This window comes from Sulfitobacter sp. 1A10359 (assembly GCF_043558145.1).
Taxonomy (GTDB): Bacteria; Pseudomonadota; Alphaproteobacteria; order Rhodobacterales; family Rhodobacteraceae; genus Sulfitobacter; species Sulfitobacter faviae.
This window is the reverse complement of sequence record NZ_JBIFGB010000013.1, coordinates 18,026-29,153: the sequence shown is the minus strand read 5'-3', so window position 1 is coordinate 29,153 and position 11,128 is coordinate 18,026. Positions and strand designations below refer to the sequence as shown.

Sequence of the window (11,128 nt, the reverse complement as noted above, 5' to 3'; positions counted from 1 at the left end):
CATAAACCACGACGCATAACTGAGGGTGGGTCAAATCTCGGTGAAAATACCGGGTCAGTTCTCAGTGACAATCAACAGTTTCGTTGAAAAACCCGATAGTGCTTCTGCCCAAGCGATGCTTGAGGGCGGCCAGCACCTTTGGAACGCAGGTATTTTCCTCTTTTCAGTGCAAACGATCATCGCCGCTTTCGAGGCCCATGCCCCTGAGATGCTGACACAGGTGCGCACGGCCGTTGATCAGGCAGAACAGGATCTCGGCTTCACTCGTCTGGCACCCGACGCCTGGGCGCAGGTCGAAGATATCTCAATTGACTATGCAGTGATGGAGAAGGCCGACAACCTGAGCGTTGTGCCCTACGGCGGTGTTTGGTCAGATTTGGGTGGCTGGGACGCCGTTTGGCGCGAGATGGGGCCGGATGAAGCCGGGGTGGTGGCCACGGAATCAGCTACGGCAATTGACTGCGAGAACACCCTACTGCGCGCCGGCGATCCCCAGCAGCAATTGGTGGGCATCGGGCTGACTGATATCATTGCGGTGGCTATGCCAGACGCGGTGCTGGTCGCGCATAAAGACCGCGCGCAAGACGTGAAAAAAGCCGTGGCCGCGCTGAAGGCCAAAGGCGCCAAACAAGCTGAGACTCTACCGCGCGATTATCGACCTTGGGGCTGGTTTGAGAGCCTCGTTGTGGGATCACGTTTTCAGGTGAAGCGTATTGTCGTTCATCCCGGTGCCGCTCTCAGCCTACAAAGCCATCATCATCGTGCGGAACACTGGATCGTAGTCGAGGGCACTGCGCAGGTGACCGTAGGCGAAGAGGTGAAACTCGTGACCGAGAACCAGTCGGTCTATATCCCGCTTGGCGCGACCCACCGGATGGAGAACCCTGGAAAGGTGCCCATGGTGCTGATTGAAGTACAGACCGGCAGTTATCTTGGTGAAGATGACATCATTCGCTATGAGGATGTTTATGCGCGCGGGCAGGGGGCGAAGGGGTAACTCTTTACAAGGTGAGGAGCGGGAAATCGCAGACATGCTGTAAAGCGTGAATGACGCCGGTTCCTACGTGGTCGCGACTGCTCTGCCATGCTTCTGCCGGGGTAAACAATTGCTTCAGCGTGGCCATGGCGCTCGGCATTGTCACTGCGGTTTCACTGCCTCGCAGGGCATCCGCAATCCGCGCCGCGCCTTCGTCTGGCGTCATCCCCCATAGGTTCACCCAAGACCTCTCCGGTAAACCCAATTCATGGATGCGGTGCCCAGGGCTCGCCCAATAGATAGGTACCGCTCCGCAGGCAAAAGCGTCGAAGAACTTCTCGGAGATGTAGTCGGGGTGATGGGTGTTCTCAAGTGCACCCATCAAGCGAGTACGCCCATCTAGGCGGGTCAGTTTGTCCATGTGCCAGTCGGTGGTCAGCTCAAAACGGCTTTGGCCGCCTTGCCAGCTTTGGCCCAAGCGTTCGACCACACCGGTGGTACACGCCTCAGCCAGATCAGTGCGCCATGAACAAAGGCCGGTCAGATCTGCCTCGGGCCATTCCACCCAGTGATGCCGCTCGGCGCGGCGTTCGAACATGAAGGCGACGTCTACGGGGCGGCGGGCGAAATCCTCTTGCCAGTCTTGCACGGTGCGCGCGGCATTTCGGGCAAAGCGGTGGCGGTAGGCGTTGGCGAAACGATGGTTGGTCAGTAGGTAATAGGGGATGTGTTGGAATTTATAGATATCGCTGGTGCAGTGATTGATTTGATGAACGGGCAGGGGGCCCCAGTCGGTTTCGACATAGATCACCGGGTCAAGCGGGCGGCCGCCCCAGATTGTATCCCAAAAGGGCTCTTCGGACAAAAGCACCACGGGGCGTTTGCGGGCGCGCCAGTCCTCAATCACTTCAAACGGTGCGTCTTGGATGTCGAGTACATGGGCAAAGACATAAATATCGGCAAGAGAGGGTCGGTCGACCAGTTCGATCTTACCTTCAAACAGCGGCCATAGCGCCGGATAGCTAAGCGGTGTGCGGTGGCTGTGCCGGCCCGTTTTGAATACTTTGATCACTCTATCTGGCCCTTTAGAGACCGCGCAGGCGTGTATAGAGATTGCGCAAATAATCAGGCCCCGGTAGGGCGAGGTCGAGATCTTGGCGCAGCCTGCCATACGCGCGTGCCAGAATATCGGTGCGGTATTGTTGCTGGGCGGATATCTGCAGGCTCAACTCGGCCTTGGCGCCAGAGCTGCCGTCTTTGATCTGCGCATCCAGCAGACACGCAAAGGCACCGGGCTGCTGGGACATGTTTCTTCTGACCGGCCGCGGCAGGTGGGCGACGATATTCGGCAGCGCGTTAAGGATGAGGGATGTCTCGGCAGGGGGGCAAAGCGCAAGCTGTTCATCCAGGAATGGCATCCATTCCACAAGGCAGGCGACCCGTTCGCTCTTGGGCCGTACTGTAAGGTCTTCGGTAAAGCTCAAAAGCGCAGGGGCGGGATTGGTGGGGGCATAAAGATGCAGCAGAACGGGGGCAGGCGCGGCCATCAGTTCGGTGCTTTGCGTTAGGGCGCGTTCATAAAACGCCCTGTCGTCTGCCGATGGTGGCCATGTGGCGAGGCGGGCCAGCCAGTCGGGGGTTCTGAAGATTAGCCGCCGCGGATCTGGCAAGAGACCTGCGCAATCGCTGACCGAGGGTCGCTGCGGCAGGGCTTCAAGCAGAGCGCTGTCGCTACGGGGCAGGGGGTGGTCGGCATCGGCGAGCCACCAAGCACTATGAAGTAGGCAAAGATCGGGGGTCTCTTGCTGCAATGTCCTGCGCAGGGTGCGGAAAGCTTCGGGCTGCAGGCGGTCCGTTGGGGCCAGCGCCATGGTGTAGTCCGTTTCGGCCATCTCTAGCGCCAGCCGCAGAAGGTCGCCTCGGTTGCCCACGGGGCTGTCGGTGCGGATGATTTGTGCAGAATGCCCCGCCGCGAAAGTCTGGAGCCGCGCGAAGGTGCGGTCATCGCCTGCATGAAAGACCAGTAGGGCGTCTTCTGGTCCTTTGGCCTGCACCAGAGCGTCTAGGGTCAGATCAAGATCTGGGCCCTCGTTTTCTGTGGCCATGACAAAGGTCAGCATGGCAGCCGCCCACCTGCCATTTGCAGGCCAATACGCAGGGCAAGAACGGGGTCTTGGTGGATCAATTGTGCCTCTTCCTGCGGGCCGAGCGTGGCTTGCCAAAACCACTGTATAGAGACGAGAAGCTCGTCATGCCACCTTGGATCAATGTGGTAATAGATCCAGTCGAAAAGCCCGCTGGTAAAGGACTGAAAGGCCAAGCGTAGGGAGGCTGGCAGGCGGGCGCTGACCTTTTGCAGGGAGGTGATGGCACCGATCCGCTCGCGCCCACGGAAGTTGGTCATTCGGCCACCACCGGGCGATACAGTATGTGTGGCACAGACGCGGTCTGACGCCAGAATAGTACTTGCTTTGGCAAAGCTTTCCCAATGTGGGGCGATATCTTCGTGGAGCATGAGATCGGGAAAACTGATCCCAGCCTCACGCAGAAAACCAGTACGGTAAATCTTGTTCCAAGGGTAGTTGGCGGTCTGAGCCAGCCAAGCTACGGCCTGTCCTGTCACGGGCGTAAGGTGTTGCCCACCCATGCCTGCCAGCCGCCAAAGCGCATCGTCATTGGGCATTTGGTGCCAGCGCCCCCGTGCGATCTGACGCGTGTCAGCATGGCGGAATAAACAAAAGTCAAAATCACGCCCCGCCAGATCGCGCCAAAGCGGGATGATCTGGGGCGTGATCATATCGTCACTGTCAAAGAACAACACATGGTCGGTTTCGATCTCGGCCAGCCCAATATTGCGGGCGGGGCCGGGGCCGGTGGCCGTGTCTTGTCGGATGATTTGGGCCACCTCCGAGGCAACCGGCTCTGCCGAGCCGTCATCAACCACGACGATTTGGTCAAACACCCCCAGTTTACCGGCTTCCGCCAGAAGCTGGTCTAACGCGACATGATCGTCACGTACGGGAATGACCAGACCAAGGCTCATGGCGATCAGACGACGAAAAGGCGCAGGTCGATGAAGGACAGGCGGAAATTGGAAGTCGGCAAGAAGAAAATCAGCTCACGCCAGGCCGCTTCCATCGGCATTGGTTCGCGGTAGTGGACCGGTATCGCATCGACATGGCTGGCCTCTTCGGGGCGAAACAGCAGATGCTTGTCGAAAAAACAGTCGGAAAAACCGTCCGGTCCGCCCGAGCGTATGCAGGCACGGGCCACGAAAACTTCAGGCGCGGCAATACGGGCGGCAAAGCCGATGCTGCCCACATGGTGCAGTTTCTCAGCCGGTAGCCGCACATGCAGCCCACACCAGCCGCCCTGGCCGTGAGTCTGGGCCTCCATTTCCAGAACGCGCCCCTCGGGCGAGCTGTAGCGCCCCGTCAGCCCCAAGGCAGGATCGGCATGAAGGTCCAGTCCCGGCAAGAAATGCAAATCTGTGGCCAGATCTCCTTCGCGGGTTTCATGGCGCATAATGGCAAGGGCGTGATTGGCTTGCCCATCGGGGCCGAGAGCGATGTTATCCATTTTCTTCCTCTTAAGAGACTGAATGGATTTAGAAAGCAGATGCGCCGGAATATCAACCACTGCGGGCAGGCTGTTGGGCTTTGGATTACTTCAACGTTGCGAGATAGTTGCCATAGTCATTTTTGGTGAACATCTCGGCGCGTTCTGCGAGGGCCTCTTCGCTGATCCAACCATTTTTAAAGGCGATCTCTTCCAGACAACCGGTTTGCAATCCTTGCCGTTCGGTCAGCGTGCGGACAAAATTCCCCGCGTCGAGCAGACTGCCATGCGTCCCGGTGTCCAGCCAAGCATAGCCACGCCCCATACGCTCCACCTGCAATTTGCCCGCCCGTAGATACATCTCAAGCAGTGAGGTGATCTCCAATTCACCCCGCGCCGATGGCTTAACTTCTGCTGCACGTTTCGGCGCATCTCCGTCGAGGAAATAGAGGCCCGTTACCGCGTAGTTCGAGGGCGGCACATCGGGTTTTTCGATGATCTCTCGGGCTTTGCCGTCTACATCAAAGCCGACGACCCCGTAACGTTTTGGGTCAGAGACATGATAGCCAAACACCGTCCCCCCTTCGATGCGCGCATCCGCGGCGGCTAGCATGTCAGGTAGCCCGTGGCCGAAAAAGATGTTGTCCCCCAGCACCATGGCCGAAGGGGCACCCGCTAGGAAATCTTCGGCCAGCAGATAGGCTTGGGCCAAACCGTCGGGGCTCTCCTGCACGATGTAGGTCAGATTGATCCCCCATTGGCTGCCGTCGCCCAATGTCCGGATGAATTGCTCTTGATCCTGCGGCGTAGTGATCATGGCGATGTCACGGATGCCCCCGAGCATGAGAACCGATAGCGGATAGTAGATCATCGGCTTGTCGTAGATCGGCAGCAGTTGCTTCGAAATTCCCATGGTGATGGGGTAGAGCCGTGTGCCAGAGCCACCGGCCAGAATGATGCCTTTGCGTTTGCTCATGATCGGGCTCCAAGGTCTTTGAGTATATCTGTGAGCGTCTCACGCCAGTCGGGGCGCGGGATGTCGAAAACGGTCTCAGTGGCGCGACAATCCAGACGGGAATTCAGCGGTCTTTGGGCCGGGGTCGGATACTCGGAAGAGGGGATGTTCGTTACCGTGCAATCAAGCTGTGACTGCGCGAAAATTTCGCGGGCGAAATCGGCCCAGCTGACATCCGGCGTGCCAGAGAAATGGTAGGTGCCGCTTTTGGTTGGGTCGCTCATCAATTGCCGCGCAATGGCATGACAAGCCGCCGCGATCTCAGCAGCGTCGGTGGGGCCGCCGATTTGGTCGGCGACAATGTTGAGCGCGTCACGCTTTGCCCCGAGCCGCAGCATGGTTTTGACGAAGTTCGCCCCATGGGCAGAAACCACCCAAGAGGTGCGCAGGATGGCATGGGTGCCACCCGCCGCCCATACCGCATGCTCTCCGGCCAGTTTGCTGCGGCCATAAGCGCCAAGAGGGGCGGTTCGGTCTTCCGGCTGCCATGGCACGTCGCCGCCGCCGTCGAAGACGTAATCGGTCGAGAGCTGGACGAAGGGGATGGCCAGTGCCGCACAGGCACGGGCCATGGCACCGGGGGCCGCACCGTTGATCGTGGTGGCGCGCGGCTCTTCCTTTTCCGCCTTGTCGACAGCCGTATAGGCCGCGGCATTGATCACCGTCTCGGGACGCTTGCTGTGGATCAGGGCGGCGCAGGCCTCTGGGTTTTCGAGATCGGCGGCGTCACGGCCGTAACATTCCGTTCCCTCCAAGGCGGCGAGTTCGCGCGCGACCTGACCGGTTTTACCGAAGACAAGAATGGTCATGTGCTCACCCTTTGGTGCCAAGTCGTTGACCGACGCCATCGCGGTGCTGCAACGCCCGCCACCAGTCCTCATTATCGAGATACCATTGTACGGTCCGCTCCAACCCTTCTTCGACCGTCACCGACGGGCGCCAGCCCAGTTCATCGCGGATACGGCTTGGATCGATGGCATAGCGCAGATCGTGGCCAGCGCGGTCCTGTACGAAGGTGATCTGATCGGCGTAGGGCGTTTCTTTGGGGCGCTTTTGATCGAGAATGCTGCATATGGTTTTCACAAGGTCGATGTTACGCGCCTCGTTCTCGCCGCCGATGTTATAGCTGCGTCCCAAGGCGCCTTTTTCCAGCACCTGCAGCAGCGCATCGGCGTGGTCTTCTACATAGAGCCAGTCACGCACGTTCAGCCCTTGACCGTAAACCGGGATCGGCTTGCCCGCCAAGGCGTTCAGGATCACCACCGGCACCAGTTTTTCGGGAAAGTGGAAGGGCCCGTAATTGTTGGAGCAGTTCGTCAAAACGACCGGCAGGCCATAGGTCTCATGCCATGCGCGGACCAAATGGTCGCTGGAGGCTTTGGAGGCGGAGTAGGGCGAGCGCGGGTCATAAGGCGTGTCTTCGGTGAACATGCCATCTGGCCCGAGGGAGCCATAGACCTCATCCGTCGAGATGTGGTGAAAGCGGAACCCTCCCGGCTTGCCCTGCGCCACCCAATAGCTCCGCGCGGCTTCGAGCATGTTGTAGGTGCCGGTGATATTGGTCTCGATGAAATCCCCTGGGCCGTCGATTGAGCGGTCCACATGGCTTTCAGCGGCCAGATGCATCACCGCGTCTGGCTGATGCGCCGCAAGAATGCGGTCAAGCGCCGCGCGGTCGCGAATGTCGGCATGCTCAAAGGAATAGAGCGGATCATCCGTCACGCTGGCGAGGTTTTCGAGACAGCCCGCATAGGTCAGCGCATCCAAGTTGACGACCTCATGCCCCCGCGCCACCGCCAGCCGCACCACTGCTGAGCCGATAAAGCCGGCGCCGCCCGTCACCAGAATCTTCATGTCGTTTCCCCATAGGTAAATGGGCTGTCGAAAGCCGCCCAATGCGCGGCATTGGCGTCTTTGTCAGAGAGGATTGCCTCCCCGTCTATGCCCCAATCGATGCCAATATCAGGGTCGTCAAAACGCACAGCCCCATCGCATTCGGGCGCATAGTAATCGGTGCATTTATAAATGATCTCCGTTTCAGGCGCGCGCGTCGCAAAGCCATGCAAAAAACCCTTGGGGATCAGCAGTTGTAATCCGTTCTCAGCGGTCAAGTCGTAGCCGACCCATTGGCCATAGGTCGGACTGCCCTTGCGGATATCCACCGCCACATCGAACAGCGCGCCTCGCCCACAGCGCACCAGCTTGTCCTGCGCATGGGGCGGGGCCTGAAAATGCAATCCGCGCACAGTCCCCACGGTGGCAGAGAGCGAGTGGTTGTCCTGCACGAAATCAAGGGTGATCCCATGTTCCGCCAGTCTCTTGCGATTCCAGCTTTCTGAAAAGAACCCACGTGCATCGCCGAACCTCGCGGGTTTTAACAAGAGGACCCCCGGTAGGGCGGTTTGGGTTACTTGCATGGCGGCGTGATCCTTGAAGGCTTCACACTTTCCATAGCAAGCAATAGAGTCGGTGTCATGGGATGGAAAGCACTGCCGCCAGGAATCAATATTCAGTCAATACGACTGACGAGAACTTCGACGACCGGAAAATAGCCTTTCTAAATTAACGGTTCTGCTCGCTATCGCAGAAAGTAGAACTATTGTATCCCTTCCAAAATGCCCTTTCAGAGAATGCCCTTTATGACCACGACAGCCCTGACCCACCTCCAGCGCCTTGAGGCGGAGAGCATTCACATCCTACGAGAGGTTGCCGCGGAAGCGGAGAACCCCGTGATGCTTTACAGCGTTGGCAAGGACAGCGCCGTCATGCTGCATCTGGCAAAGAAAGCCTTCTATCCGGCCCCGCCGCCCTTTCCACTGCTGCATGTTGATACGACGTGGAAGTTTCAGGACATGTATGCGCTTCGGGATCGTGCGGCGAAAGAGGCTGGGATGGAGTTGCTCGTGCACCAAAACCCCGAAGCGGCAGAGCAGGGGATCAACCCATTCGACCACGGCGCGCTGCATACCGACATGTGGAAAACAGAAGGTCTGAAACAGGCACTCGACAAGCACGGTTTTGATGTGGCTTTCGGCGGTGCGCGTCGCGATGAGGAGAAATCCCGCGCCAAGGAGCGCGTCTTCTCTTTCCGCTCGGCAAACCACCGGTGGGATCCCAAAAACCAGCGTCCGGAGCTCTGGCGGCTTTACAATGCCCGCAAAGCCAAGGGCGAAAGCGTCCGTGTCTTCCCGATCTCGAACTGGACCGAATTGGATATCTGGCAGTACATCCACCTTGAGGGGATTGAGATCGTTCCCCTGTATTTCTCGGCACCGCGGCCCACTGTCACGCGCGATGGGATGATCCTTATGGTGGATGACGACCGTTTCCCGTTAGAGCCGGGTGAGGCGCCTGAAATGCGCTCGATCCGCTTTCGCACCCTAGGCTGCTACCCCCTGACCGGCGCGGTGGAGAGCGAGGCAAAAACGCTGCCCGAGGTCATTCAGGAAATGCTGCTGACCACCACGTCCGAACGGCAGGGGCGTGCGATCGACCATGATCAGGCGGCCTCGATGGAGAAAAAGAAGCAAGAAGGTTATTTCTGACGCTTCCTTTCTTTTCCGGCCCTTCCATTTAAGCAGAGACATTGCCCCCATGACCGCCCAAAATCCGACCTACAAGACCGACGCCCTTATTGCCGAAGACATCGACGCCTATCTGGAATTGCACCAGCACAAGACCATGCTGCGCTTTATCACCTGTGGCTCTGTCGATGATGGCAAATCCACCCTGATCGGGCGGCTGCTCTATGACAGCAAGATGATCTTTGAGGATCAACTGGCGACCCTTGAGGCTGACAGCAAGCGCGTGGGCACCCAAGGGCAGGATATCGATTTCGCCCTGTTGGTGGACGGTCTGGCGGCGGAGCGTGAGCAGGGCATCACCATCGACGTCGCCTACCGTTTCTTCTCGACCGAGAAGCGCAAGTTCATCGTGGCCGACACGCCGGGCCACGAACAATATACCCGCAATATGGTCACCGGCGCCTCGACTGCCGACCTTGCAGTGATCTTGATTGATGCGCGCAAAGGCGTGCTGACCCAAACCCGTCGCCACAGCTATCTCGTGCATCTGTTGGGCATCCGACATGTCGTGCTAGCCGTCAACAAGATGGACCTCGTGGATTATGACCAAGCCACCTATGACCAGATTGTCGAGGATTACCGGACATTCGCTGAAAGCATCGGGCTCACCGATTTCACGGCTATTCCGATCTCTGGCTATAAGGGAGACAATATCACGGGCCCGAGCGAGAATACCTCTTGGTACAAAGGTCCAGCGCTCCTGCCGCATTTGGAGGCGGTTACGCTTGAAAGCACAGTCGAGCAATCCGAGCCTTTCCGGCTGCCAGTACAATGGGTGAACCGGCCCAATCTCGATTTCCGCGGTTTCGCGGGCCTCATCGCCAGCGGACAGCTGCGCCCGGGTGATCCGGTCCGCGTCCTGCCCTCGGGCAAGACCTCGACCATCGGGCGGATCGTCAATCTAGATGGTGACCGGGAACTCGCCGTTGCGGGGGAGTCGGTGACCGTAACCTTGGCGGATGAAATCGACTGTTCGCGGGGTCAGGTGATCGTGGCAGCACAGTCCCCGCTCGAAGTGGCAGACCAGTTCGAAACCACGCTCGTCTGGATGGACGATGCCGAACTGGTTCCGGGGCGCGCCTATGCCCTTAAAATCGGGGCGCAAACGGTGTCGGCGACCGTTCAGCAGCCTAAATATGAGGTCAACGTCAACACTCAGGAACATATCGCGACAAAGACCTTGGAACTGAACGCCATCGGCGTCGCAAACATCACGACTGACCGCGAAATCCCCTTTGCCCCCTATAGCGAGAACCGAGATCTGGGCGGCTTCATCCTGATCGACCGGATCACAAATCGCACTGTGGCCGCTGGCATGATCAATTTCGCCCTGCGCCGCGCTCAGAACATTCATTGGCAAGCCACGGATATTGGCCGTGACCATCACGCTTCGATGAAACACCAAAAGCCTGCGGTGCTTTGGCTTACGGGCCTGTCCGGGTCCGGCAAATCCACGATCGCCAATGTCATCGAGAAAAAGCTTGCCCGAATGAACCGTCACACCTTCCTTCTGGACGGCGACAACGTGCGCCATGGGCTGAACAAGGATCTGGGCTTTACTGAGACGGACCGGGTCGAGAACATCCGCCGGGTGGGTGAGGTGGCAAAGTTGATGACGGATGCCGGTCTCATCGTCATTACCGCCTTCATTTCGCCCTACCGTTCGGAACGGGACATGGTGCGCAACATGATGCAGCCCGGCGAATTTATCGAAGTTTTCGTCGACACACCGCTCGACGTGGCTGAGAGCCGGGACGTGAAAGGGCTTTATGCCAAGGCACGCGCCGGTGAGTTGAAGAACTTCACCGGGATCGATGCGCCCTATGAAGCGCCGGAAGCGCCGGAGTTGCGCATCGATACGACGGCTCTGAGTGCTGAAGAAGCGGCGGACTTGATTATCGCGAGGCTGATCCCGGAGCGCTAATTCTTGTCTGCTCTGAGCAACATACCTCGCGCCGTCCCTAGCTTTGTCCCGTACCGTTCATAGTTCGACTT

10 protein-coding genes and 1 pseudogene are annotated in these 11,128 nt (G+C 58.6%); 3 read left to right on the top strand and 8 right to left on the bottom strand.

Going from position 1 to position 11,128, the window contains the following annotated elements:
• Positions 1 to 70 precede the first annotated feature (70 nt).
• Positions 71 to 997, top strand: a pseudogene (locus ACGYK2_RS17005) (mannose-1-phosphate guanylyltransferase/mannose-6-phosphate isomerase); the annotation flags it as partial.
• Between the two features lie 4 nt (positions 998 to 1,001).
• On the opposite strand, the gene ACGYK2_RS17000 reads toward ACGYK2_RS17005, so the two are convergent.
• The 8 genes from ACGYK2_RS17000 to rfbC are packed head-to-tail and all read right to left on the bottom strand — an operon-like array spanning position 1,002 to position 7,966.
• Positions 1,002 to 2,048, bottom strand: a complete 1,047-nt coding sequence (locus ACGYK2_RS17000) for a glycosyltransferase family 10 domain-containing protein (protein WP_394374428.1) — start codon at positions 2,046 to 2,048, stop codon at positions 1,002 to 1,004.
• 13 nt (positions 2,049 to 2,061) lie between these two features.
• Complete coding sequence (locus ACGYK2_RS16995; RefSeq protein WP_394374427.1) at positions 2,062 to 3,096, bottom strand: hypothetical protein; 1,035 nt, start codon at positions 3,094 to 3,096, stop codon at positions 2,062 to 2,064.
• Positions 3,090 to 4,019 carry a glycosyltransferase family 2 protein gene (locus tag ACGYK2_RS16990; RefSeq protein ID WP_394374426.1) on the bottom strand — a complete coding sequence of 310 codons (930 nt, stop codon included), beginning with the start codon at positions 4,017 to 4,019 and terminating at the stop codon, positions 3,090 to 3,092. Before ACGYK2_RS16990 ends, ACGYK2_RS16995 begins: the two co-directional genes overlap by 7 nt.
• Positions 4,020 to 4,024: 5 nt before the next feature.
• Positions 4,025 to 4,615, bottom strand: coding sequence for a hypothetical protein (locus ACGYK2_RS16985; protein ID WP_394374425.1), 591 nt, complete (start codon positions 4,613 to 4,615; stop codon positions 4,025 to 4,027).
• A gap of 25 nt (positions 4,616 to 4,640) precedes the next feature.
• On the bottom strand, positions 4,641 to 5,510 hold the full coding sequence (gene rfbA / locus ACGYK2_RS16980) for a glucose-1-phosphate thymidylyltransferase RfbA (protein WP_394374424.1): 870 nt from the start codon (positions 5,508 to 5,510) through the stop codon (positions 4,641 to 4,643).
• On the bottom strand, positions 5,507 to 6,358 hold the full coding sequence (gene rfbD / locus ACGYK2_RS16975; protein ID WP_394374423.1) for a dTDP-4-dehydrorhamnose reductase: 852 nt from the start codon (positions 6,356 to 6,358) through the stop codon (positions 5,507 to 5,509). The genes rfbA and rfbD overlap by 4 nt, the downstream gene beginning before the upstream one ends.
• Positions 6,359 to 6,362: 4 nt before the next feature.
• On the bottom strand, positions 6,363 to 7,403 hold the full coding sequence (gene rfbB / locus ACGYK2_RS16970; protein WP_394374422.1) for a dTDP-glucose 4,6-dehydratase: 1,041 nt from the start codon (positions 7,401 to 7,403) through the stop codon (positions 6,363 to 6,365).
• Positions 7,400 to 7,966 (bottom strand): dTDP-4-dehydrorhamnose 3,5-epimerase, encoded by a 567-nt coding sequence (gene rfbC, locus ACGYK2_RS16965; RefSeq protein ID WP_394374421.1) that lies wholly within the window; start codon positions 7,964 to 7,966, stop codon positions 7,400 to 7,402. The genes rfbB and rfbC overlap by 4 nt, the downstream gene beginning before the upstream one ends.
• 222 nt (positions 7,967 to 8,188) lie before the next feature.
• Here rfbC and cysD point away from each other — a divergent pair, with 222 nt between their 5' ends.
• Complete coding sequence (gene cysD / locus ACGYK2_RS16960; RefSeq protein ID WP_394374420.1) at positions 8,189 to 9,094, top strand: sulfate adenylyltransferase subunit CysD; 906 nt, start codon at positions 8,189 to 8,191, stop codon at positions 9,092 to 9,094.
• Between the two features lie 49 nt (positions 9,095 to 9,143).
• Positions 9,144 to 11,057: a sulfate adenylyltransferase subunit CysN gene (gene cysN / locus ACGYK2_RS16955; protein ID WP_394374419.1), complete on the top strand. Its 1,914-nt coding sequence runs from the start codon at positions 9,144 to 9,146 to the stop codon at positions 11,055 to 11,057.
• The last annotated feature ends 71 nt before the right edge of the window (positions 11,058 to 11,128 follow it).

What these genes read in the sequence shown, in the direction of transcription:
- rfbC (WP_394374421.1), bottom strand. Translation starts at nt 7,966, where the DNA reads ATGCAAGTAACCCAAACCGCCCTACCGGGGGTCCTCTTGTTAAAACCC.
- ACGYK2_RS16990 (WP_394374426.1), bottom strand. Translation starts at nt 4,019, where the DNA reads ATGAGCCTTGGTCTGGTCATTCCCGTACGTGACGATCATGTCGCGTTA.
- rfbD (WP_394374423.1), bottom strand. Translation starts at nt 6,358, where the DNA reads ATGACCATTCTTGTCTTCGGTAAAACCGGTCAGGTCGCGCGCGAACTC.
- cysN (WP_394374419.1), top strand. Translation starts at nt 9,144, where the DNA reads ATGACCGCCCAAAATCCGACCTACAAGACCGACGCCCTTATTGCCGAA.
- cysD (WP_394374420.1), top strand. Translation starts at nt 8,189, where the DNA reads ATGACCACGACAGCCCTGACCCACCTCCAGCGCCTTGAGGCGGAGAGC.
- ACGYK2_RS16995 (WP_394374427.1), bottom strand. Translation starts at nt 3,096, where the DNA reads ATGCTGACCTTTGTCATGGCCACAGAAAACGAGGGCCCAGATCTTGAT.
- rfbA (WP_394374424.1), bottom strand. Translation starts at nt 5,510, where the DNA reads ATGAGCAAACGCAAAGGCATCATTCTGGCCGGTGGCTCTGGCACACGG.
- rfbB (WP_394374422.1), bottom strand. Translation starts at nt 7,403, where the DNA reads ATGAAGATTCTGGTGACGGGCGGCGCCGGCTTTATCGGCTCAGCAGTG.